At 68.4% G+C, this 23,770-nt stretch carries 21 protein-coding genes and 1 tRNA gene; 6 read left to right on the plus strand and 16 right to left on the minus strand.

Going from position 1 to position 23,770, the window contains the following annotated elements:
* Nucleotides 1–18 precede the first annotated feature (18 nt).
* The 4 genes from C516_RS20550 (at nt 19) to C516_RS0111655 (ending at nt 5,785) form a co-directional block, all read left to right on the plus strand.
* Entirely contained in the window at nt 19–2,985 is a 2,967-nt protein-coding gene (locus C516_RS20550) for an inverse autotransporter beta domain-containing protein (protein WP_018718569.1), read from the plus strand.
* Between the two features lie 296 nt (nt 2,986–3,281).
* The gene (locus C516_RS0111645) at nt 3,282–4,292 is read left to right on the plus strand and encodes a methionine ABC transporter ATP-binding protein (RefSeq protein ID WP_018718570.1); all 1,011 of its coding nucleotides are present in this window, start codon (nt 3,282–3,284) and stop codon (nt 4,290–4,292) included.
* A complete protein-coding gene (locus C516_RS0111650) occupies nt 4,289–4,966 on the plus strand; it encodes a methionine ABC transporter permease (RefSeq protein WP_018718571.1) in 678 nt (225 codons plus the stop codon). Before C516_RS0111645 ends, C516_RS0111650 begins: the two co-directional genes overlap by 4 nt.
* A gap of 39 nt (nt 4,967–5,005) precedes the next feature.
* Nucleotides 5,006–5,785 (plus strand): MetQ/NlpA family ABC transporter substrate-binding protein, encoded by a 780-nt coding sequence (locus tag C516_RS0111655; RefSeq protein WP_018718572.1) that lies wholly within the window; start codon nt 5,006–5,008, stop codon nt 5,783–5,785.
* A 307-nt stretch (nt 5,786–6,092) separates the two neighbouring features.
* On the opposite strand, the gene C516_RS0111660 is transcribed toward C516_RS0111655, so the two are convergent.
* Together C516_RS0111660 and uvrB are read right to left on the minus strand one after the other, a co-directional pair.
* On the minus strand, nt 6,093–7,067 hold the full coding sequence (locus tag C516_RS0111660; RefSeq protein ID WP_018718573.1) for a radical SAM protein: 975 nt from the start codon (nt 7,065–7,067) through the stop codon (nt 6,093–6,095).
* 115 nt (nt 7,068–7,182) lie between these two features.
* The gene (uvrB, locus tag C516_RS0111665; RefSeq protein ID WP_018718574.1) at nt 7,183–9,207 is read right to left on the minus strand and encodes an excinuclease ABC subunit UvrB; all 2,025 of its coding nucleotides are present in this window, start codon (nt 9,205–9,207) and stop codon (nt 7,183–7,185) included.
* A 137-nt stretch (nt 9,208–9,344) separates the two neighbouring features.
* Here uvrB and C516_RS0111670 point away from each other — a divergent pair, with 137 nt between their 5' ends.
* Both C516_RS0111670 and C516_RS0111675 read left to right on the plus strand, forming a co-directional pair.
* On the plus strand, nt 9,345–10,538 hold the full coding sequence (locus C516_RS0111670; RefSeq protein ID WP_205599749.1) for a pyridoxal phosphate-dependent aminotransferase: 1,194 nt from the start codon (nt 9,345–9,347) through the stop codon (nt 10,536–10,538).
* A gap of 63 nt (nt 10,539–10,601) precedes the next feature.
* A tRNA-Asn gene (locus C516_RS0111675) sits at nt 10,602–10,676 on the plus strand.
* A gap of 137 nt (nt 10,677–10,813) precedes the next feature.
* On the opposite strand, the gene C516_RS21695 is transcribed toward C516_RS0111675, so the two are convergent.
* The 14 genes from C516_RS21695 to rpsA all read right to left on the minus strand — a co-directional run bounded on the left by C516_RS21695 (nt 10,814) and on the right by rpsA (nt 23,707).
* On the minus strand, nt 10,814–11,122 hold the full coding sequence (locus C516_RS21695; protein ID WP_169509150.1) for a ComEA family DNA-binding protein: 309 nt from the start codon (nt 11,120–11,122) through the stop codon (nt 10,814–10,816).
* A 514-nt stretch (nt 11,123–11,636) separates the two neighbouring features.
* Nucleotides 11,637–11,996 carry a hypothetical protein gene (locus tag C516_RS20555; RefSeq protein ID WP_156831226.1) on the minus strand — a complete coding sequence of 120 codons (360 nt, stop codon included), beginning with the start codon at nt 11,994–11,996 and terminating at the stop codon, nt 11,637–11,639.
* Between the two features lie 228 nt (nt 11,997–12,224).
* On the minus strand, nt 12,225–13,034 hold the full coding sequence (locus C516_RS0111685; RefSeq protein ID WP_156831227.1) for a DeoR family transcriptional regulator: 810 nt from the start codon (nt 13,032–13,034) through the stop codon (nt 12,225–12,227).
* Nucleotides 13,035–13,183: 149 nt separating this feature from the next.
* On the minus strand, nt 13,184–14,287 hold the full coding sequence (locus C516_RS0111690) for a sn-glycerol-3-phosphate import ATP-binding protein UgpC (RefSeq protein WP_018718578.1): 1,104 nt from the start codon (nt 14,285–14,287) through the stop codon (nt 13,184–13,186).
* 9 nt (nt 14,288–14,296) lie between these two features.
* On the minus strand, nt 14,297–15,145 hold the full coding sequence (gene ugpE / locus C516_RS0111695; protein ID WP_018718579.1) for a sn-glycerol-3-phosphate ABC transporter permease UgpE: 849 nt from the start codon (nt 15,143–15,145) through the stop codon (nt 14,297–14,299).
* 76 nt (nt 15,146–15,221) lie between these two features.
* Nucleotides 15,222–16,103, minus strand: coding sequence for a sn-glycerol-3-phosphate ABC transporter permease UgpA (gene ugpA, locus C516_RS0111700; protein ID WP_018718580.1), 882 nt, complete (start codon nt 16,101–16,103; stop codon nt 15,222–15,224).
* Between the two features lie 51 nt (nt 16,104–16,154).
* Nucleotides 16,155–17,468: a sn-glycerol-3-phosphate ABC transporter substrate-binding protein UgpB gene (gene ugpB, locus C516_RS0111705; protein ID WP_018718581.1), complete on the minus strand. Its 1,314-nt coding sequence runs from the start codon at nt 17,466–17,468 to the stop codon at nt 16,155–16,157.
* 448 nt (nt 17,469–17,916) lie between these two features.
* Nucleotides 17,917–18,804: a UTP--glucose-1-phosphate uridylyltransferase GalU gene (gene galU, locus C516_RS0111710; RefSeq protein WP_018718582.1), complete on the minus strand. Its 888-nt coding sequence runs from the start codon at nt 18,802–18,804 to the stop codon at nt 17,917–17,919.
* A gap of 124 nt (nt 18,805–18,928) precedes the next feature.
* A complete protein-coding gene (locus C516_RS0111715; protein WP_018718583.1) occupies nt 18,929–19,186 on the minus strand; it encodes a ComEA family DNA-binding protein in 258 nt (85 codons plus the stop codon).
* A gap of 115 nt (nt 19,187–19,301) precedes the next feature.
* Complete coding sequence (gene pyrF, locus C516_RS0111720) at nt 19,302–20,027, minus strand: orotidine-5'-phosphate decarboxylase (protein ID WP_018718584.1); 726 nt, start codon at nt 20,025–20,027, stop codon at nt 19,302–19,304.
* Between the two features lies 1 nt (nt 20,028).
* Entirely contained in the window at nt 20,029–21,204 is a 1,176-nt protein-coding gene (gene lapB, locus C516_RS0111725; RefSeq protein ID WP_018718585.1) for a lipopolysaccharide assembly protein LapB, read from the minus strand.
* Between the two features lie 2 nt (nt 21,205–21,206).
* Complete coding sequence (locus C516_RS0111730; protein WP_026321136.1) at nt 21,207–21,500, minus strand: LapA family protein; 294 nt, start codon at nt 21,498–21,500, stop codon at nt 21,207–21,209.
* Nucleotides 21,501–21,619: 119 nt separating this feature from the next.
* Nucleotides 21,620–21,922 (minus strand): integration host factor subunit beta, encoded by a 303-nt coding sequence (locus tag C516_RS0111735; protein WP_018718587.1) that lies wholly within the window; start codon nt 21,920–21,922, stop codon nt 21,620–21,622.
* Between the two features lie 105 nt (nt 21,923–22,027).
* Complete coding sequence (gene rpsA / locus C516_RS0111740) at nt 22,028–23,707, minus strand: 30S ribosomal protein S1 (protein WP_018718588.1); 1,680 nt, start codon at nt 23,705–23,707, stop codon at nt 22,028–22,030.
* Between the last annotated feature and the right edge of the window lie 63 nt (nt 23,708–23,770).

Here is a 23,770-nt window from a genome sequence, read left to right on the forward strand (position 1 = left end):
GGAAGGGAAGCGACAGCAATGAACCAGAAGCGACTCCTGGGGCACACCGCTCTGGTCGGCACCGCGCTCGCCGTGAGTCTTGCCACCACCGCCGCGGCAGCGGGCAAGTGGACAGGGCGCAGCCGACTCATTCTCAAGTCCGGGGACAGCCGAACCCTCGGGCGCATTGAATTCATGGTGCCGCTCTACCAGACCGGCGACTCGATGCTGTTCACGGATCTGCGCGCACAGCGCAGCAGCGACAACTCCGAAGAGGGCAACGCTGGTCTCGGTTACCGGCGCATCGTCTCCGACGATCTGCTGCTCGGCGGCTACGGTTTCTTCGATCGCCGCCGCTCGGAGACAGGGCACTACTTCAATCAGGGCACATTCGGCGCCGAGGCGATGACCCCGGACTGGGACCTGCGCGCCAATGTCTACGTCGCCGAGGATGACACCACGACGCTGTCGGCCACGAGCACGAACCCGCGCTTCTCCGGCACGAATATCGTGGTCGATGAGGACCGTCGCTACGAGACGGCGCTGTCCGGCTTCGACGCGGAGGTCGGCTACCGCATTATCAACGGTGACGGCTATGACGTGCGCGCCTATGCCGGCGGCTTCCGCTTCGATGCCGACGGTGTCGATCCGGTGACCGGCCCGCGTGGCCGCCTGGAGCTGTCCCTGGACAACGCCTTCGGCATCGAGGGCGGCCGCGTGACGTTCGGCGGCGAGGTCCGTGACGATGACATGCGCGGAACGGACGGCTTCGCGGAGGTCCGCCTGGAGATCCCGCTGGGCACGCCCGCCGAACGGCCGAGCCTGTCGCCCATCGAGCGCCGCATGACCGAACGCGTGCGCCGCGACCCGGACGTCGTGCTCGCCAGCGGCCATGACCGCTCCGCCGAGCCGCTGCGCTCCCCGGATGGTGAGCGGATCCGGGTCCTGCACGTGGACAGCAACGCCGGCACCAACGGCGACGGCGGCGTGGACTCGCCCTACCAGCTGCTCACGAGCGCCGACGGCGACACCTCCGGGGCGGACATCGTCCTGCTCTGGTCCGGCAGCACCTTCAACGGCGAATCGATCACGCTCGAACCCGGCCAGCGCCTCCTCGCCGACGACACCGACCTGACCTACCGAGTGACCACCCAGGACGGGACGGTCACCCTGCCCTCCCCCACCGGCGGCGACCAGGGCGCGGAGATCGCGGGTGCCACGGACGCGGCCGTCACCCTGACCGGCGACAACGAGGTCCGGGGCCTGACGATCAGCGCCACCCAGTCGGACACGTTCCCCGGGCATGCGGTCTTCGGTGAACCGACCCTGTCCGGTGACGTCGCCATCCGCGACAACCGCTTCGTGGACAATGACGGCTCCGGCGTCTTCCTGGAGGGCAGCGACGCGGACCTGCACCTGAGCGTCACCGGCAACACCGTCGAGAACGGCAACGGCAACAGCGAGCCCGGCCTCGCCCTGACCGACATGAACGGCCGCCTGACGTTCTCCGGCAACCATGTCGCGGACAACCCCATCGGCACGCGCTCGATCCGCATCACCGGCGACAGCGCACTGACCATCACGGGATTCGCGGACAACAGCGTCGCCGGCGGCTCCGGGCGCTTCTCCGTGCGCAATGCCACCTTCGACGCCGACCCGGATGCCAGCGGTATCCAGGCCGTGAGCGGCGGTGCCACGCAGCTCGGCACCTCCGGCAATCGTGTCTTCGCCGGTGGAACGAGCTCCGGCGCCCTGGCGCTCGACAACGTCTCCGGCCGCATCGACTACGACAGCCTCGCCGTCTTCTCCGACGGTGACGCCGTGCACGTGCGTGGCGGCAACGACTTCACCGTCACCGCGGACGCCGGGCACGTGACCGCCCACACCGGCACGGCACTCGACATGCGCGAGACCGCCATCGACCTGGAGCTGGCCTCGGTCGCCTCGATCAACCAGTCGGGGGACGACATCAGCCACGGCGTCGATCTGCAGGATGTAAACGGTCCGCTGACCGTCGGTGAGACGACCGTGCAGAACACCTCCGCCGCCGGCGTGAACCTCTCGGACGCCGACTCCCGCATCGACCTCGGCCAGGTGGACATCAGCAGCACCGGCGGGGAAGGCATATCCCTGTCCAATGCGAACCAGGTCGGCAGCTTTCACATCAGTGGCGGCACGATCACAGACACCGATTCGACGGGGATCCATATCGGCAACGCCGCTTCCGGGACCATCACCGGCGTGACCATAGACACGGTGCTCAACGGTGACGGAATCATGCTGTCCAATGTCGGCGACTTCTCCGACGATGCCGGTGCGACCAAGGACTTCGTCATCGACGGCGTGACCATCGACAACGTGGGCAGCGGCGCCGGCGACGAAGGCATCTCCATCATCAACGGCGAGGCCATCCGGATCGTGGATGCCACCGTGTCCGGCACCGGCGGCAATGCCCTCGGTCTCGGCGGCCAGGGCATAGACGTCGACAACGCCACCATCAGCGACTTCGGCGGCAACGGGATCCGTATCGCCGACAGCAACGGTTCCAGCGGGGACACCTGGGGCGGCATCAACGTCAATGGCGGCACCATCGACACCACCGGCGGCGGGTTCGGTATCGTCTTCGACGACGGCCCGGGCAGCGCCTCCGGTGTAACCATCACCGGCGACGGATACGGCGTGATGGTCTATGGCAGCGGTTCACCCGCGTTCACACGGGTGACGCTCGACAACCTCGATATCGACGTGAACCACGTGGGCGTCTCACTCAATCAGAACGGCACGGTCGGCCCGTCCTCCAACGTCACGCTCGATGACAGCACCATTGCTTCCGGCACTGCCAGCGTCAACGGCACCGGCATCCTCATCGAGGGCGACGTCACCGTGGATGGCGCGGGCAACACCGTTTCCCTCCAGGGCACCGGCGGCGAGACCGCCTGCGACACCACGAACGCCGGCACCGTCACCGGCAGCATCGCCTACAACGGCGGCAACTCCTGTCCGTAACGGCGGCAAACCGGGCCCCGGCCACGCCGGGGCCCGGCCCTGACGCCTCCCCCGCCGTGACGTCCCACGGCGTTGCCACCGTGCCCGCCCATCGCTACCCTGTCGCCCCGGCCGCGCGACACAGCGCCGCACCGGGTGTACCGGCATCCCTGTCTGCCTGCATCCGCACTCAGTACCAGCCGCTATTTGCAAAGCATGAATCGCGTTATCAGCGGTCGGCGTCGCTGATTTATAATTTTTCGGTTGCGGTGATACCGTTTTTATAACCCATCAACATTCAGCCCATCGATGACGCAGTGATCGAATTCCAGGGTATCGACAAGACATACGAGATCGAGGACCGCCGCATCGAGGCACTCCGGGACGTCTCCCTGGACATCCGCCCCGGCGAGGTCTTCGGCATCATCGGCCACTCCGGTGCGGGCAAGTCGACGCTGCTACGGATGATCAATCTCATCGAGCGGCCGAGCAGCGGGCGGGTGCGGGTCAACGACCGCGACGTCACCGACTACCGCAACGAGCGCCTGCGCACCCTGCGCCGCGAGACGGGGATGATCTTCCAGCACTTCAACCTGCTCTCCTCGAAGAGCGTGCGCGCGAACGTCGCCTTCCCCATGAAGCTCGCGGGCGGCTACAGTCGCGGGCAGATCCGCGAGCGCGTCGACTCCCTGCTCGAGCGCGTCGGGCTCGCCGGCCAGGCAGACAAGTACCCCGCGCAGCTCTCCGGCGGCCAGAAGCAGCGCGTGGGCATCGCCCGCGCGCTGGCCTGCCGACCGGGCATCCTCCTCTGCGACGAGGCCACCAGCGCGCTGGACCCGCAGACCACGCAGTCCGTGCTGCAGCTGCTCGCCGACCTCAACGAGGAGCTCGGCATCACCGTGGTGCTGGTCACCCACGAGATGGACGCGATCCGCCGGATCTGCCACCGCGTCGCGGTGATGGACGACGGCGCCGTGGTGGAGAGCGGCGACACCGCCGAGGTCTTCCTCCACCCGCGGCACCCGACGAGCCGCCGGTTCGTCTTCGAGCGCGAGCACGTGGACGAGGACGAGCGGCGGGACGACTTCCACAACGTCGAGGGGCGCATCATCAAGCTCACGCTCCGCGGCGAGGCCACCTACACCCCGATCCTCGGCGAGCTCGCCCGGGAGACGGGCGTGGACTTCAGCATCCTCTCCGGCCGGGTGGACCACATCCGCAACACCCCCTACGGCCAGCTCACGCTCTCCATGGTCGGCGGTGACGTGGACGAGGCGCTGCGCCGGCTCGACGCCGAGGACGTGCACGTGGAGGTGGTCCGGCGATGAGCGGGCTGATGAACGAGCTGTTGCCCAACGTCCAGTGGTGGGAGCTCGGCAGCGCCACCTGGGACACGGCGCTGATGGTGGGCGGCTCACTGCTGTTCATCGTCGCCTTCGGCCTGCCCCTGGGCGTGCTGCTGTTCCTCACCGGCAAGCGCCAGCCGCTGGCGCAGCCGGCGGTCTACGGCGTCGTCTCCTTCGTGGTGAACGTGCTGCGCTCGGTGCCGTTCATCATCCTGCTGATCGTGATGATCCCGGTGACGGTGCTCATCGTCGGCACCTCGCTGGGCGTGGCCGGCGTGATCCCGCCGCTGGTGGCGGCGGGCACACCGTTCTTCGCCCGCCTGGTGGAGACCTCGCTGCGCGAGGTCGACCGCGGGGTGATCGAAGCGGCGGAGGCCATGGGCGCGACCACGCCCCAGATCGTCTTCGGCGCGCTGCTCCCGGAGGCCCTGCCCGGGATCATCGCCGGGGTCACCGTCACCGCCATTACCCTGGTCTCCTACGCCGCGATGGCCGGCGTGGTCGGTGGAGGCGGCCTCGGCGACCTGGCCATCCGCTACGGCTACCAGCGCTTCCAGACCGACGTGATGATCGTCACCGTCATCCTGCTGGTGGTGCTCGTGCAGCTGCTGCAGATGCTCGGCGACCGGCTGGTGCTGTACTTCAGCCGCCGCTGAGCCATCCCCTATCCGGATACACCGACACGGAGGACCCCCATGAAACGTCTGCTCCTGATCGCCCTCGTGGCCCTCGCGACCCCGTTCGCCAGCGCCGGTGCCGAGACCCTCAGCGTCGCGGCAACACCGGTGCCCCACGCCGAGATCCTGAAGTTCATCAAGCCCCGCCTCGCGAAGGAGGGTGTGGACCTCGAGATCCGTGTGTTCACCGACTATGTGCAGCCCAACGTGCAGGTCGCGGAGGGACGCATCGACGCCAACTACTTCCAGCACACGCCCTATCTCAAGGAATTCAACAAGGGCCGCGGCACCTCGCTCGTGCCGGTGACCGGCGTGCACATCGAGCCCTTCGGCGCCTACTCCAGCGAGGTCGACTCCCTGGACGCCCTCCCGGACGGCGCGACCGTTGCCATCCCCAACGATCCGACCAACGGCGGGCGGGCGCTGCTGCTGCTGGAGAAGGCGGGCGTGATCGGGCTCTCCGACGAGGCGGGCATCCTGGCCACGCCGCAGGACATCACCGCCAACCCGAAGGACCTGACGTTCCAGGCGCTGGAGGCGGCCATGCTGCCCCGCGTGCTCAACCAGGTGGACCTGGCGCTGATCAACACCAACTACGCGCTGGAGGCGGACCTCAACCCGACGGAGGACGCGCTGGCGATCGAGGGCGCGGACTCCCCCTACGTCAACGTGCTGGTGACCCGCGAGGACAACCGCGACAGCGAGGCGGTGCAGAAGCTCGCCGACGCGCTCACCAGCCAGGCGGTGGCGGACTTCATCGAGCGCAAGTACGACGGCGCGGTCGTGCCGGCGTTCTGACCCGCCCCGCCGCATGCGGGCCATCGGGGCCATACCCCGGCGGCCCGCTCGTCACGGGACCGCCATGCCCTCGCACCGGCGGCCCCGACACCCGCCCGGGTGGCACCCCCTGAACGGCATACGCTCCCCGATCCGCACCGGGGTCGTCGCTCGACCTGCAAAAGGATCCGTGACGCACCTGCACGGGAAGCTGCCCCCGCCCCGCGCTCGCACGGCGGACATCGCGCCACGGTCTCGTGAATGACGCAGCCCGACGCGTGCCCCGGGGGACCCGCGGGGCGCACGGACGCGGCGGCAGCGCGCCGGCTCAGTCGCCGGCGCTGCAGCTCGCGCCGCCGAGCACGCAGAACTGCGCGCAGAAGGGATGGTTCAGCGCCACCTCGCCGGCCGCCTCGGCCAGGGTGCCGCCGAGCTCGAAACCGGGGTCGTAGGGCAGCAACGTGCAGGCGACCACCGACGGGCGCTCGGCGCCGCGGTGCTTGACCACCATGCGCGAGCCGGCGCACATGACGCTGTCCGGCGAGCGCCCGAGCTTCGACCAGCAGCCCTCGGTGATCTCGGGCACGTCCACGGCCGTGTCCATCTCCGGGAACAGCACCAGCGCCGCGGGATCGCCGGCATCAATGGCAATGCCCTCGCGCTCGAAATGCGCGGCAAAGCCGGCACGGACCACGGCCTCCGTCTCACCGGAGAACAGCCGCCCCGCAACGGCGATATTGAAGCCCTCCGCCGAGAGCCAACGCAGGCCGTCCATTGCCGGGCGCCAGGTACGCGAGCCCCGCTCCCACTCGTGCCACTCTGGGGTGTAGTGGTCCATGGACACGCGCATCGCCAGCCGCTCGCCGTAACGGGCATTCAGCGCCGCCAGGGCCTGCGCGTGCTTCATCATCGGGCGCATGGCGTTGGTGAGCACCAGCGCCCGGTAGCCCCTGGCGAGTACCGCCTCCAGCATGGCCAGCATGTCCGGGTTCATGAATGGCTCACCGCCGGTGAAACCGATCTCCGCCGTGCCCATGCCCTGCGCCTCGATCTCGTCGAGATAGGCGACGACCTCGTCGTGGCGGATATAGGCCAGACGGTCGTTGCGGGGCGAGGACTCGATGTAGCAATTGCGGCAGGTCAGGTTGCACAGGGTGCCGGTGTTGAACCACAGGGTCTCCAGGCGCCGCAGGGCCACGTGGGCGCGCGGCTCACCGTCCGCGGTGACTGCGGGATCGTGGAACTTGCCCGGCTGGAAGAAGTAACCGGTCTGCGCGGCGGTCTCTTTGGCGTGGCTACTCAAAAGGCCTGCTCCTTGTCGTTGCCCTGCCCGGCCCGGGCACCCCGAACCGGTCACGGCGGCGTTATAGCGCGGAGACGCACGGGTAAGGAATACGCCGGACTACGTACACCGACACTCACGCACTCTGGCGGTCCGGCTCGCCCAGGGCACGGGTCTCCAGCCGCCGGATCTCGTCGCGTCGCCTCGCGGCCTCCTCGAACTCCAGGTTGCGGGCATGCTCGTGCATCTCCCGCTCCAGGCGCTTGATCTCCTTCACCGCCTCTGCGGCGGAGAGCCTCGCATACGGCAGCGCCGAGTCCGTCTCCTCGGCGAAGTGCTCGGGTGTATCCGGTGCACCGGGCGTCCCGCGCTCCATCACGTCCGCCACCGCCTTGCGGATGGTCTGCGGGGTGATGCCGTGCTCGTCGTTGAAGGCGAGCTGCTTTTCACGTCGGCGCTCGGTCTCGTCCATGGCCCGGCGCATCGAGTCGGTGACCGCGTCTGCGTACAGGATCGCCCGGCCGTGGACGTTGCGCGCCGCCCGGCCGATGGTCTGGATCAGCGAACGCTCCGCGCGCAGGAAGCCCTCCTTGTCCGCGTCGAAGATCGCCACCTGCGAGACCTCGGGGATATCCAGGCCCTCGCGCAGCAGATTGATGCCCACGAGCACGTCGAACACCCCCAGGCGCAGGTCGCGGATAATCTCGACGCGCTCGACGGTATCGATATCGGAATGGAGATAGCGCACCCGCACCCCGTGCTCGTGGAGATACTCGGTGAGGTCCTCCGCCATGCGCTTGGTCAGCGTGGTGATCAGCGTGCGCTCGCCGGCCTCGGTGCGCTCGTGGATCTCGGAGAGCACGTCGTCGACCTGGGTGGAGGCCGGGCGCAGCTCGATGGCCGGGTCCACCAGGCCGGTGGGCCGCACCACCTGCTCGGCGGTGACCGCGGAGTGGCGCGCCTCGAACGGCCCCGGCGTGGCCGAGACGTAGATGGACTGCGGCTGAAGCCGGCGGAACTCCTCGAACTTCAGCGGCCGGTTGTCCAGCGCCGAGGGCAGCCGGAAGCCATATTCCACCAGCGTCTCCTTGCGCGCGCGGTCGCCCCGGTACATGCCGCCAATCTGGGGCACGGTGACGTGGGACTCGTCGATGAACAGGATCGCGTCCTCGGGCACGTAGTCAAACAGGCACGGCGGCGGCTCGCCGGCGGCGCGACTGGAGAGGTAGCGCGAGTAGTTCTCGATGCCGTTGCAGTAGCCGAGCTCCTGCATCATCTCCAGGTCGAACAGGGTGCGCTGTTCCAGGCGCTGGGCCTCGAGCAGCTTACCCGCCCCCTTGAGCTCGTCGAGGCGCTCGCGCAGCTCGACCTTGATGTCCTCCACCGCCGCGATCAGTCGCTCGCGGGGAGTGACGTAGTGGGTCTTGGGATAGATCGTCAGCCGCGGCACCCGGCGCAGGACCTCGCCGGTGAGCGGGTCGAACCAGGCAAGCTGCTCGATCTCGTCGTCGAAGAGCTCGACGCGCACCGCCTCCTCGTCGGACTCCGCGGGGAAGATGTCGATGACGTCGCCGCGGGCGCGGTAGGTGCCACGGGAGAAGTCCTGATCGTTGCGCCGGTACTGCAGCTGCGCGAGCCGGCGCAGGATCTGGCGCTGGTCGATGCGCTCGCCCCGGGAGAGGTGCAGCACCATCGACAGGTAGGCCTGCGGGTCGCCGAGGCCGTAGATCGAGGACACCGAGGCGACGATGATGGTGTCCCGCCGCTCCAGGATGGCCTTGGTGGCGGACAGGCGCATCTGCTCGATGTGCTCGTTCACCGAGGCGTCCTTCTCGATATAGGTGTCCGAGGCGGGCACGTAGGCCTCGGGCTGGTAGTAATCGTAGTAGGAGACGAAGTACTCCACGGCGTTGTCGGGGAAGAACGCCTTGAACTCGCCGTAGAGCTGCGCGGCGAGCGTCTTGTTCGGCGCGAGGATCACCGCCGGGCGCTGCTCGCGCGCGATCAGGCTCGCCATGGTGAAGGTCTTGCCGGAGCCGGTCACGCCCAGCAGGGTCTGGTCCAGGTGCCCGTCCTCCAGGCTCTCTGCCAGGGTCTCGATGGCCGCCGGCTGGTCGCCGGCCGGCTCGAAATCGGAATTCAGGACGAATTCATCAGCCATAGGGGATTTCGGCCTCCGTTGGCCGTTGGCGTATCATCCCCGGCATTATGCCGGGTAACGGACCCGGTGCGGCGTGTCGCCGCCGGACGGCGGCGTCGCGCTACCCGCGTGTGTGCCGGTACAGGTGGAGGTGGATCTTGGCGTTTCAACTCGCACGACGGGTGCAGCGGGTGCGGCCGTCGCCGACCATGAGCGTGACCGCGCGGGCCGCGGCACTACGGGCCGACGGCCGCGACGTGATCGGCCTGAGCGCCGGCGAGCCCGACTTCGACACCCCCGAGCCTATCAGGGAGGCGGCGGTCGCGGCGATCCGCGCCGGCGAGACCCGCTATACCCCGGTCCCGGGCACGGACGCGCTCCGCGACGCCGTCGCCGCCAAGCTGGCGCGCGAAAACGGCCTGCACTACGGGCGCGACGAGGTCATGGTCAGCACCGGCGCCAAGCAGTGCCTCTACAACCTCGCCGCCGCCGTCCTCGACGCCGGTGACGAGGCCATCATCCAGGCGCCGTACTGGGTCTCCTACCCGGACATCGTGCGCCTAGTCGACGGCGTGCCGGAGATCGTGGAGACCGACGAGCGCACGCACTTCCGCCTTACCCCGGACACCCTGGATGCCGCGGTCAGCGACCGCACCCGGCTGCTGATCCTCAACAGCCCCGCCAACCCGACCGGGATCGCCTACACCCGCGACGAGCTGGCCGCCCTGGGCGAGGTCCTGCAGGGCTATCCGGACGTGCTCGTCGCCAGCGACGACATCTACGAGCACATCCACTGGGGCGGCGCGCCGTTCGCGAACATCGTCAACGCCTGCCCGGCGCTGCGCGAGCGGACCGTGGTGATCAATGGCGTGTCCAAGGCCTACGCCATGACCGGCTGGCGGATCGGCTACGCCGCCGGCCCGGCGCCGGTGATCACCGCGATGGCACGGGTCCAGTCCCAGTCCACCTCCTGCGCCAGCAGCGTCTCCCAGGCCGCGGCCCTCGCCGCCCTGGAGCACGGCGGCGAGGCGATCGCGCCCATGCGCGAGGCCTTCCGGCGCCGCCACGACCTGCTCGTCTCGCGCCTGGACGCCCTGCCCGGCGTGCGCTGCCGCCCCGCCGAGGGCACGTTCTACTGCTTCCCGGACTGCCGCCGGCTGATCCGCGAACTGCCGCAGGTCGGCGACGATACGGCGCTCGCCGAGTGGCTGCTGGAACACGCGGAGGTCGCGGTGGTACCCGGCTCCGCCTTCGGCCTGCCCGGGCGGCTGCGCTTCTCCTTCGCCACGAGCGAGGAGCGCCTGAGCGAGGCCGTGGACCGGATCGAACGCTGCCTGGCGGAGGCCCTCTGAGGGCCGCGGGTATTGACGCCACCGGCGCGGCCATTACAATACGCAGCTCACGGCTAACGCCATTCCCCGGTAGCTCAGCGGTAGAGCAAGTGGCTGTTAACCACTGGGTCGGCGGTTCGAATCCGTCCCGGGGAGCCAAATTCCACAGGGGCTCGCACGAAGCCCCTGGTCCCCCCAAAGCCTTCCCCGCAATCGAGACGTTTCCCTGCGGACGCGGGATCCACGGGTAGGCACAGCGCGCAGACCTCCCGCTCGGCCGTCACCCTCGGTGCCCGTCACGCCGAAATCCCGAATCTCTGCAGCCGCTTCGGGCTGATACCGCCGAGGGCGGTGAGCTGCTCGATACCCTCGAGCGGACGCCTGCCGATGATCGCCTGCGCCCGCTCGGGCCCGATGTGCGGGATGGCATGCAGGCAGTCGAAATCCGCGGTATCGATGTCGATGCCCCGGGCGGCGGCACATGCGGTATCACGCCACGATTCGGCCCGCGACTGCCCCTGTTCTGGTTCCTCTTGCGCAGCACCAGGTGCAGGCCGACGGCATCCGCAAAGGTCTCCAGAATCCGCTCGCGAAGACGTGTTCACGGCCCGTTCGATACGGGTCTGCTCGATCGCCCGGGAGACAGCGCGTCCCTGTCATTGGGGAGCGCCTGCCGGAGACGCTCTGCCACGTCAGGCGGACACTCCCCGTCGTCCAGCAGCGCGTGCACACACCTGTCCGTCGTGTGCGGCGACGTTCAGCAAACCGGCGATTGCGGACATGACACACCGCTCGGCGACAGCACGGATCCGAAAGATGGGGGATGCGGGAGCAGGATGCACTTCGAGCCTTTCCGTGCCCCGGGACTGGCGAAGTCGATCCCATGGGCGCATCCCGGCCGCTACCGACCCCGCCATCCCGCCCTGAACTCAACCATGACTGTTGAGCAGTCTCTCCGCGACCTCGCAGAACCCACCACCGTGGCAGGCCGCGGTTATCCAGCGCGGGCAATGGGTCCGTCCGCCAGGGTGCGGGCGTACGTTCGCCACGTCGACGCTGTTGGGAAACCGCCGGAACATGGGCTCGTCGTTGGGTGCATCACCGACGAAGAGCACCCGGTTATCCCGCTGGACCCACCACGCCGAACACCTCCTCGAGCAGGCGCTCGGCCGTGCTGGCCTTGTCGTGCGTCCCGAACCAGGCGTTCACGTGGATGGAACTGGCCTGGGCGCGGGCGTCTGCCGAATGGAAGGTTGTGATGATCCGGGCGATTTCCGCCCGCGACCGTGGCGCCATGTCCTGGGCGTGATCCACGGCCATGTCGACGAGCCGATAGGTCTGGTCCGCGGCCAGTCGCGCGCCGGGAACCATAGCGACCACGTCGCCGGCGATCCCGAGCAGGCGCTGCTGGTCCGCACGCACCGCCTCGAGTGATTTCCAGAGGCACTGCCGCACCGCGCCGCCGGAAGCTGAAGGCACCGTTCTCGCCGATCACCGCCGCCACCGTCCATGCCCGCACGATGTGGTCACACCAACCGACGCAGCCGCCGGTTACGGGGATGACGTGCACACCAGTTTCGGCGAGCCGGTGCAGCATCGTCAAGGTCTCGGCTGCCAGTCGACCATGACGCGTGAGGGTATCGTCGACATTCGTGAGCACCACGTGGATATCGGCAAGCACCGCGGGCCCGGGCAGGGTCGACGCGGTCATGCCGCTGTCTTCCCCGCCAGTTGCAGGCGCGGGCCGCTGTCGCCGGGCGCCACGCCCGCGGGCAGGCGGTCCGTGGCGAGCACGTCGACCCCGTCCAGTGGCACTACACGGGACATGGCACGACGCCCCCACTTGCTGGCGTCCGCAGCGAGGACGCGCATGCGGCTGTGGGCGAGGATGGCGCCGCTGACGGCCGCCTCCTCGGGCTCGAAATCGAGCACCCCGTGGGCGATGTCGAGGCCGCCGCAGCCGACGACGCCGACGTCCACGAAGTAATGCGCGAAAAACGCCGAGACGGATTCGCCGAGCACGTCCCAGTCACCGTGGCGCAGGCGGCCCTCAGCCAGGTAGACCTCGACCTGCGGGACCCGCGAGAGCACGCCCGCGACGCCCAGGTTGTTGGTCATGACGCGGAGCCCTCGCCGTGCCGTGAGATGACGCGCCACCAGCTCCACGGTCGTGCCGATACCGAGGGCAACCGAGGCGCCCTCCGGGATGAGCTCGGCGACCGCGCGGGCAATGCGCTCCTTGACGCCGGCGTTGACCATGCGGCGGGCGTCGACGGGGGCGTTGTGCGTAGTGGGGGGCGACCCGATGCCCCCATGGAGGCGCCGTGCCAGCCCCAGCTCACAGAGCTCGTTGAGGTCCTTGCGGATCGTCTGCGCGCTGAGAGCGAAGCGTTCGGCCAGCCAATCCACCGACAGCTCACCACTGTCACTGCGCTGCAGTGCCTCCAGGATGGCGTCCTGGCGGGGGAGGGCTTCATGCCTCCCCGCTCCGGCCAGCCAGAAAGGCCCCCGGGCGATCGGTGATCACCCCGCTCACGCCCCAGCCCCAGAGGGCCGCCGCGACGGGATCATTCGGCGTCCAGGCGTAGGCATCCAGCCCGCCGGCCCGCACCCGAGGCACGTCCGTTTCGCTCAGGCGCCCCTGTGGGCGATGACGCGATCGGCGATCATACGGCGCCCCCGTCGTCCGGATGGCTGAGGCTCCGCCCGGTGCGGGCGTCGAACAGGTGGACGTGCGCCGGGTCGAGGCCGAGCTCGAGGTCCTGTCCTTCTGTGACCTCCGGGACGCCCTGAACACGCAGCGTGACCGCCTCCTCGTGGCCCGCCGGATGCCCGTAGACAACGGTTTCCGCGCCCAGCAGCTCGATGAGCCCGACGCTGAGCGTCAGCCTTGGCCCACTACCCGGGGACAGATGCAGGTGCTCCGGACGCACGCCGACGGTAACCTGGCGCCCGGCCGTCGGCCCGGCGCGGGCGGACAGCGGCACCCGCAGCTCACCGGGCAGCTCGAGGCTGCGGCCATCCGCGGCCACTGCGGCGGTCAGGAAGTTCATCGAAGGGGAACCGATGAAGCCCGCCACGAAACGGGTCGCCGGCCTCTGGTAGATATCCAGCGGCCGTCCGATCTGCTCGGCGACGCCACCGTTCATGACCACCAGTCGATCGGCCAGCGTCATCGCCTCGACCTGGTCGTGGGTGACGTACATCGCCGTCGTTCCGAGCCCACGCTGCAGCGCCTTGATCTCGACGCGCATCTGCACGCGCAGCTTGGCGTCCAGGTTCGAGAGGGGCTCATCGAAGAGAAAGACCTTGGGGTCGCGCACGAGCGCCCGCCCCATCGCCACGCGCTGGCGCTGGCCGCCGGAGAGCTGCCTCGGCTTGCGCTCGAGCAGCCCCTCCAGCTGGAGCATGCGCGCCGCGCGCTGCACGCGTTCCAGGATCTCCTCCTTCGGGCGCCCCTGGTTATTCAGGCCGTAGGCCATGTTCCGGAAAACGCTCATGTGGGGATAGAGGGCGTAATTCTGGAACACCATCGCGATGTCCCGCTGCGCGGGCTCGAGGTCATTGACCACCCGCTCCCCGATCCGGATCTCGCCTTCGCTGGTCCGCTCGAGCCCGGCGACCATCCGCAGGAGCGTCGACTTGCCGCAGCCGGACGGGCCGACGATGACGACGAACTCGCCGTCCTCGGCCTCGAGGTCCACGCCGCGGATCGCCTCGACACCGCCGGCGTAGACCTTGCGTACCCCGTTGAGATGCAGTTCAGCCATGTGTCCCGCCTATTTCTCCGTGTCGACCAGTCCCTTGACGAACAGCCGCTGCATGGCGATGACCACTGCCACCGGGGGCAGCATCGCGAGCATGGACGTGGCCATCACGATCGGCCAGTTCGGCTCCTCGTCGCTCACCGTCACCATCCCCTTGATCCCCATCACGATGGTGTAGAGGTGCTCGTCGGTGGTGACGATCAGCGGCCACAGGTATTGGTTCCAGCCATAGATGAAAAGAATCACGAATAGCGCCGCCATGTTCGTGCGCGATAGTGGCAACAGGATGTCGCGGAAAAAGCGAATCGGCCCCGCGCCGTCGATGCGCGCCGCCTCCAGGTACTCGTCCGGCACGGTGAGGAAGAACTGCCGGAAGAGGAACGTCGCCGTGGCCGAGGCGATGAGGGGAATCGTCAGGCCCGCGTAGCTGTTGAGCATCCCCAGACTGCTCACCACCTGGAAGGTGGGCACGATACGCACCTCCACGGGGAGCATCAGAGTCACGAAGATCAGCCAGAAGACGGTCATCCGGAACGGGAACCGGAAATAGACGATGGCATACGCGGAGATGACGGAAATCGCGATCTTGCCCACGGCGATGCCGAGCGCCATCACCAGGCTGTTGAACAGCATGGTCCCCACCGGAACGCCGCCCGCCCGCGCCATGCCGCTGGACAGTGCCTCGCCGTAGTTTGCGAGCAGGTGGCTGCCCGGCAGCAGCGGTATCGGCGGATTGATCAGCTCGCCGGGACCGAGCGTGGACGCCACAAAGGTCATCCATAGGGGCAATGCGACGACCGCGAGGCCGAGCAGCAGCACGGCGTGGGTGAGCAGGTTGAGCCAGCGGCGATTCTCGACCATGTTTCGGGGCCCGAGCGTTATAGCGGGACGTTGGACGACGGGGTGGCCACCGCACCGTCGTGGTGGCCGCGGGGCATCAGTACGCCACCCGCCGCTCGATGTAGCGGAACTGGACCACTGTCAGCGAGATGACGATGGCCATCAGGATGACCGACTGGGCCGCGGAGCTACCGAGGTCCAGGCCGATGAAGCCGTCCTTGTAGACCTTGTAGACCAGGATCTCGGTGGCCGCGGCCGGGCCACCGGAGGTCGTCGCGTGCACGATGCCGAAAGTCTCGAAGAACGAGTAGACGACGTTGATCACCAGCAGGAAGAACGTCGTGGGACTGAGCAGCGGGAAGACCACGGTCCAGAACCGCTTCACCGGCCCCGCGGCGTCGATGGCCGCCGCCTCGATCAGCGAGCGCGGAATGGCCTGCAGTCCGGCGAGGAAGAAGATGAAGTTGTAGCTGATCTGCTTCCAGGCCGCCGCGATCACGACCAGCAGCATGGCCTGGGCGCCGTTGTTGTAGTGATTCCAGTCGACCCCCAGCACGGAGAGGGCGTAGGCCACGATCCCGATACTCGGGTTGAAGATGAACCACCACAGCACCCCGGCGATCGCCGGCGCCACGGCATAGGGCCAGATGAGCAGCGTCTTGTAGGTGTTCGCGCCCCGCATCACCCGGTCGGCGGCCACTGCCATGAGCAGCGACACGACCATGGACAGGAAGGTCGTCGAGGCGCTGAACACGATCGTGCGCCCGAACGAATGCAGATAGGCAGGATCGTGGAACAGCTCCACGAAGTTCTCGAACCAGACGAACTCCGTGGACAGCCCGAACGGGTCCTGCCGCAGCATCGACTGCCACAGCGCCTCGCTCGCCGGCCAGATGAAGAAGACCAGCGTCACCGCGAGCTGGGGCAGGACCAGCAGGTAGGGCAGGGCCCATCTGTCGAAACCGACGCGCTTTTGCATTTGCAACCCGCTCCGGCCCCGCCCGCGGGCGGGGCCGTTTCCCCGACTGCGCTACCGGGCGGTACGCTCGAACTTGCGCAGCAGCGCGTTGCCGCGCTCCACGGCACTGTCGAGGGCCTCGCGGGCGCCTTTCTCCCCCGACCAGACCGCTTCCAGCTCCTCGTTGAGCACGTCCCGGATCTGCACGAAGTTGCCCAGGCGCAGGCCCTTCGATGCCGGGGTCGGCTCGTTGTAGGTCAGCTGCTTGATGGCGATGTCCGCGCCCGGGTTCTCGTCGTAAAACCCCTCTCCCCTCGCCCGCTCGTACGCCGAGTAGGTGATCGGCACGTAGCCCGTCGACTCGTGCCAGTCGACCTGGACGTCGGGCGAGCTCAGGTACTTGAAGAACTCCGCGACGCCCTCGTAGACCTCCGGGTCCTGGCCACGCAGCACCCAGAGCGTCGCACCGCCGATGATGGAGTTCTGCGGCGCCGCCTCCACGTCGCCCCGGTAGGGCAGAAAGGTCATGCCGAAGTCGAAGTCCGTCTCGCCCTTCACCGAGCCGTAGTACGCGGATGAGTTCATCAGCATCGCGCACTCGCCGGTGTAGAACAGCGGGTTGGGATCGCCGCGGCGGCCGCCGTAGGCGAAGATGTTCTCGTCCTGCCACTCCTTGAGCTGGCGGATGTGATCCACGAACAGGTCATCGTTGAGCTTGAGCTCGGTGTCCAGGCCCTCGAAGCCATTGGCCCGGGTGGCGATGGCGTGGTTGTGCCAGGCGCCAAAGTTCTCGAGCTGCACCCAGCTCTGCCAGCCGGTGGTGAACCCGCACTCGGCGGCACCGCTGTCGATGATCTTGCGCGAGACGTCTTCCAGTGCCGCCCAGGTGCTCGGCGGGTTGTTCGGGTCCAGCCCGGCCTGCTCGAAGACGTCCTTGTTGTAGAACAGCACCGGGGTGGAGCTGTTGAAGGGCAGCGAGAGGAGCTTGCCGTCCGGCGTGGTGTAGTAGGATTTCACGGCGTCCAGGTAATCCGACGGGTCCCAGTCCACGCCGGCGTCCGCCATGAGCTGGTGGACCGGGTAGACGGCCCCCTTGGCCGCCATCATCGTGGCCGTACCCACCTCGAAGACCTGCACGATCGCCGGCTGTTCGCCGGCCCTGAAGGCGGCGATCGCGCTCGTCATCGTTTCGGTATAGGTGCCCTTGTAGACGGGCTTGATCTCGTACTTGTCCTGGCTCTCGTTAAAGGCCTGCGCATACTGCTGGACCTTCTCACCGGTGGTTCCACCGCCCATGGCGTGCCACCACTGGATCTGGATGGCGGCATGGGCCTGGCCCACCGCCAACGCCGCGATCCCGAGCGCGCCGATCATCTTCTTGAACATCAATCGCTCCTGCTCCTGGGGGATGGGTAGACGCACGGGCGCCACCGCCCGTCAGATCGAGGGCGAGTCTAGAGACGGCAGGTTTCACTTCGATGGCATTTTGCTTTCAGGTGAAAGGCCGAAGGCCGGCGTTGAAACGTCGCTCCAGGGAGTCCCGCGCGGTGGCATCGGCAACCAGGAACCGATGAGCAGGAGCCCCGAATCCGCCGATTCCGGCTACAGGGCATTGCCTCACACCGCCCGTGCCAGCCCGCTCCCTGTCGGGGAAACGCACCGCACGACGGCGTGGTCGACGAGCAAAGCCATCTTCAGGCAGGGCCGACGCCGTCCGGCGGGGGACGGCGTGGCGGATGGATCAGGACGCATAGCGCGGCAACCGCCGGCGGCGCTCCCCCAGGGCAGTGCGCACACCGTTGGCGGTCGCTGCCGTCGACACGAGGTCGACGGCTCAGTGACCGCGCTGGTGGAGCTCGTCCAGGTACTCGCGGAACTGCGCGCCGAGCTCCGGGTGCTTGAGGGCGTACTCCACCGTCGCCTGCAGGTAGCCGAGCTTGTCACCGCAGTCGTAACGCGTGCCGCGGAACTCGTAGGCGAACACCGGCTCGTCGCGCATGAGCGCGGCGATGGCGTCGGTGAGCTGGATCTCGCCGCCGGCGCCGGGCCGGGTCTGGCGAAGCTTGTTGAAGATCGCCGGGTTGAGGATGTAGCGCCCGACCACGCCTAGGGTCGAGGGGGCGGCCTCCGGCGCGGGTTTCTCGACGATGCCGCGCACCTCGCTCAGGCGCTCGGCCACCGGCGAGGCGTCGACGATGCCGTATCGGTCGGTGTGCGCCTCGGGTACCCGCTGCACGCCGAGGATACTCGCCACCTGGGCGTCGTACTGCCGGGTCATCTGCGCCAGGCAGCCGCTACCCTCCGGGTCGTCGATGAGGTCGTCGGCGAGGATCACGGCGAAGGGCTCGTCGCCCACGATGGGCTCAGCGCAGAGCACGGCATGGCCCAGGCCCAGGGCCTCGGACTGGCGGATATAGACCACCGCCACGCCGTTGGGCAGGATCTCGCGCACCTGCTTCAGGCGGTCGTGCTTGCCCTTGGCCTCGAGCTCGGTCTCCAGCTCGTAGGCCTTGTCGAAGTGGTCCGGGATGCTGCGCTTGTTACGCCCGGTCACGAAGATCAGGGTCTCGATCCCGGCCTTCGCGGCCTCCTCCGCGGCGTACTGCACCAGCGGCTTGTCCACCACCGGCAGCATCTCCTTGGGATTGGCCTTGGTCGCGGGCAGGAAGCGCGTGCCCAGCCCGGCGACGGGAAATACGGCCTTGCGGATGCGTCGCGTCATAGTGCTCGATTCCTGGTTGCGGGCCCCGTGCGGGGGATGGCGCCTATCGATACACCGACCGCCGGGGGCGCACAAGAGGGCCGCGCCGGGAGGCGCGGCCGCAAACGCCGCAGGGCGGCGGGTGTCACCGGACGGTGACGTCCTCGCGAATGCCCTCCAGCGTCGTCTCACCGATGCCGTCCACCGCGGTCAGCCCCTGCGTGGACTCGAACGGCCCGTGGGCCGCCCGGTAGTCGACGATGGCCGCCGCCTTGACCGGGCCGATGCCGTCGAGGCGCTGCAGCGCCTCCGCGTCCGCTTCGTTGAGGTTGATGGCCGCGGCGAACACCGCGGGCGCCACAGCGAGTGCGGCCGCGCACAGGGCGGTCTTGAGCAGTTTCATGGCAAAGCCCTCCTTGGTTTCGGGGTTCCCTGATGGCGATGACTCCCATCGCCGGGGATGCCACCGCGTGCGGATCACGCGGTGACGAAAGAGCTTACCCCGCGGCGGACGGCGATCACAAACCCGGCTTGTCGCCGGCGCCCGACAGCTCGGCCTCGGCGCCCGCCAGGGCGGCCGGCGGGTCCGCCGCGCGGGTGATGGGGCGGCCGATGACCAGGTCCGTGGCCCCGGCGGCGCGCGCCGCCGCGGGCGTCATCACCCGGCTCTGGTCGCCGGCGGCGGCCCCCGCCGGGCGGATGCCCGGCGTCACGCGGCGGAAGGCCGGCCCGCCCAGCGCGCGCATGGCCGCCGCCTCCCGTGCGGCGCAGACGACACCGTCCAGCCCCGCCTCAACGGCGAGGCCGCCGAGCCGGCTCACCGCGGCATCCACCGGCCCGGCGATACCGATGCGCTCGAGGTCGGCGTCGGAGTGGCTGGTGAGGATGGTGACGCCGGTAAGCAGGGTGGCGTGACCGCCGGCGTCCACAGCGGCACGTGCGGCCTCCATCATGGCGGGACCGCCGAGGGTGTGGACATTGACCATCCACACGCCCAGATCGGCGGCGGCCCGGCAGGCGCCGGCCACGGTGTTGGGGATATCGTGGAACTTGAGGTCGAGGAACACGTCCCAGCCCGCGACGCTCCAGCGCCGCACCACCTCGGGACCGGCGCGCAGGAACAGCTCCTTGCCAACCTTCAGCCGACAGCGGCCGACCGGCAGCGAGGCGACCAGCGTCTCGGCGGCGGCGACATCGTCGAAGTCCAGCGCGACGATGATCCGCGGCGTTTCCGCCTTGTCCATGCTACTCCCCCTGCAGCCCCTTGACGGGCTTGATGGTGCTCCAGGCGCGGCAGCTCGGGCACTGCCAGTGCAGCTGCCGGGCGGCGAAGCCGCAGCGCTCGCACCGGTAGGGCTGGCGGTCGCCGATCAGCGCCTGGAAGAGCTGATGAAGGACGCGGAGGTCGCGCTGGCGGCGCCGGTCCGGGTCCTCGTCGTCGATGTTGAGCTCGATGAGCCGGTTGAGCCCGCGCACGGAGGGCCGGCGCCGCAGCTGGGAGGCCATGAACTCCACCGCCGCCTGGCGCCCCTCGGCCTCGGCGATGAGCTCGGAGAGCTTCATTACCACGGAGGCGCCGTCGTAGGCATGCATGGTCCGGTAGAGGAACCGCCGGAAGCGGTTGAGCTGGCCCAGCTCCCGATAGCATGCCTCCAGCGGCGGCAGCACCTCGGGGAGGTAGTCGAGGTCCTGGTTCTGGACGTGGCGATAGGCCCGGGCGGCGGCGCGGACATGGCCGCGGCTGCGCTCCAGGTCACCGCGGAGCATGTTTGCGCGCACGCAGGTGGGATCGAAGCCGAGCGCGCGCTTGAGCAGGCCGCGCACCTCGTCGTCGCTGTCACCGCGACGCATCGCCTCCTCGGCCTGCTCACAGCAGAACTGGGCGCAGCGCCCGCCGAGATCCTCGCCGGTCACCCGCGCCAGGCGCTGGGCGACCCGCACGGCCTCCTCCCACTCCCGCTCCTGCTGGTAGATATCCAGGAGATGGCGCAGCGCGGTGACTGCGTGGTCATCGAGCTCGGCGACCTCACCGAAGATCGCCTCGGCCCGATCGAGGAGCCCGGCGCTCATGTAATCCTTGGCGAGCTCCAGCATGGCGTAGGCATGCTGGCCGCGTTCCAGCGACGGCCGCGCGATGAGGTTCTGGTGGATGCGGATCGCACGGTCGACCTCGCCCCGCCGGCGGAAGAGGTTCCCCAGGGCGAGGTGGGTCTCCACGGTGTCGGAATCCACCTCGACCATCCGGGTGAAGACCTCGATGGCCTTGTCCGGCTGCTCGTTGAGGAGGAAGTTGAGGCCGCGGAAGTACTCCGGCGAGAAGCTCGCGCGGCGACCGCGCTGACCGCCTCCGGCGTCACGCCGGCCGATCACCCACCCGGACAGGGCCGCGACCGGCAACAGCAGCCACAGCAGCTCAAGCATCGTCAGGGGTTGTCGCGCAGCGGCAGCTTGCGCAGCTCGTCCACCTCGGTACGCGCCTGTTTCGCCTCACGGCGCAGACGGGCGAGCTCGCGGCGCTGGCGCACGATCAGTGCCGTCGTGGAAACCGCCCCGAGCACGGCGCCGCCGAGCAACGTCACCGCCAGCCACAGGGAGAGCGGCATGGTCGCGGTACCGAAGTAGTAGTTCACCTGGGCGTCCCCGGCGTTGAGCATGGCGAAGCTCAGCCCGAGGGCGATCACGGCGAGGGCGAGGATGAATAGCACTAGACGTCGCATCGGTGTGCAGGTCCCTTCATGCAGCTGGAGTCCGGGGAGGTGCGGACATTCTGAAGCAAGCCATGACGGGAGTCACGCCGGCGGGGCGAAGCGGCCCCGCCCGATACGGCGTCGCCGGGTCACTCGCGAATGGGGTGGTCGCTGCCGTCGTTCACCCGCTCACGCATCTCCTTGCCCGGCTTGAAATGCGGAACGTACTTGCCGGGCAGCGCGACCGGATCCCCCGTCTTGGGGTTACGGCCGATGCGCGGGGGACGATGGTGCAGCGCGAAGCTGCCGAAACCGCGGATCTCGATCCGCTGCCCCGAGGCCATCGCCTCGCTCATCTGCTCCAGCAGGGTTTTGACCGCCAGCTCGACATCCTTGTGGGGGAGGTGTTGCTGACGATCGGCAATGAGGTCAATTAGCTCGGATTTGGTCATCGTTCTACCAGCAAGCCTGATCCGCCACGGACGCAGCGGAGCCCCCAATCAGAAAGGCCGGGAGGTCGCCCACGGCATGAGCGACCCCCCGGCCCCGCGGCCGCGTTACTCGTGGTCCTTGTTCTGCATCTGCTCCTTGAGCAGATCACCGAGCGCGGTGGTGCCCGCATTGGACGGCCGGCCGAAGTCCTCCACGGCCTCGCGGTCCTCCTGCTGGTCCTTGGCGCGGACCGACAGGTTGATCATGCGGTTGCGGCGGTCGACGGCGGTGAACTTGGCCTCCACCTCGTCGCCCTCGCTGATCACCTGGCGGGCATCCTCGACCCGGTCGCGACCGAGATCGGAGGCACGCAGATAGCCCTCGACCTCCTCGGCCAGCCGGATGGTGGCGCCCTTGGCGTCCACCTCGATGACGGTGCCCGTCACGACGCTGCCCTTCGGGTGCTCGGCGACCCAGCTGGACAGCGGATCCTGCTCCAGCTGCTTGATACCGAGGGAGATGCGCTCACGCTCCGGATCCACGGAGAGGACCACGGCCTCGACCTCGTCGCCCTTCTTGAACTGGCGCACGACCTCCTCGCCGGCGTCGTTCCAGGACAGGTCGGAGAGGTGCACGAGGCCGTCGATCCCGCCGTCGAGACCCACGAAGATGCCGAAGTCCGTAATGGACTTGATCGCCCCGGCGACCCGGTCGCCCTTGTTGTACTGGGCGGCGAACTCGTCCCAGGGGTTGGGCTGGCACTGCTTCATGCCCAGCGAGATACGGCGGCGCTCACCGTCGATATCGAGGATCATGACCTCGACCTCGTCACCGATCGCCACGACCTTGGCCGGGTTGACGTTCTTGTTGGTCCAGTCCATCTCGGAGACGTGGACGAGACCCTCGACACCCTCCTCGATCTCGACGAAGGCACCGTAGTCGGTGATGTTGGTCACGCGACCGTTGACGCGCGCACCCTCGGGGTAGCGGCCGGCGATGTTCTCCCACGGATCCTCGCCAAGCTGCTTGAGGCCCAGGGAGACGCGATTGCGCTCGCGGTCGAACTTGAGGACCTTGACCTGGATCTCGTCGCCGACGTTGACCACCTCGGAGGGGTGCTTGACGCGACGCCAGGCCATGTCCGTGATGTGCAGCAGGCCGTCGATGCCGCCGAGGTCCACGAAGGCACCGTAGTCGGTGAGGTTCTTGACGATGCCCGGGAGCACCTGGCCTTCCTGGAGCTTCTCCAGCAGCGCCTCGCGCTCGGCACTGTACTCCTCCTCGACGACGGCGCGGCGGGAGACCACCACGTTGTTGCGCCGGGGGTCGAGCTTGATCACCTTGAACTCGAGGTCCTTGCCCTCGAGGTAGGTGGTGTCGCGCACCGGACGGATGTCCACCAGCGAGCCGGGCAGGAACGCGCGAACGTTGCCCAGGTCCACGGTGAAGCCACCCTTGACCTTGCCGCTGATCTGGCCGGTCACGGTCTCGCTCGCCTCGTAGGCGGATTCGAGCTTCTTCCAGACACGGGCACGCTTGGCCTTCTCGCGGGACAGGCGCGTCTCGCCGAAGCCGTCCTCGACGGCGTCCAGCGCGACCTCGACCTCGCTGCCCACCTCGACCTCGACGTTGCCCTCGTCGTCGATGAACTGCTCCAGGGGAATGACCGCCTCGGACTTGAGGCCGGCGTTGACGATGACGTCGTCACCGTCGATTGCCACCACGGTGCCGTTGACGATCGCACCGGGGCGCATGTCGGTGTTCGAAAGGCTCTGTTCGAACAGTTCAGCAAAGCTTTCGCTCATGGATGAGTTGATCCCAGACCGTAACCAGTCAAGTTGTTGCCATACATACGGGAAGCGGCCCCC

Origin of the sequence: Arhodomonas aquaeolei DSM 8974, assembly GCF_000374645.1 — a bacterium.
Lineage (GTDB): Bacteria > Pseudomonadota > Gammaproteobacteria > Nitrococcales > Nitrococcaceae > Arhodomonas > Arhodomonas aquaeolei.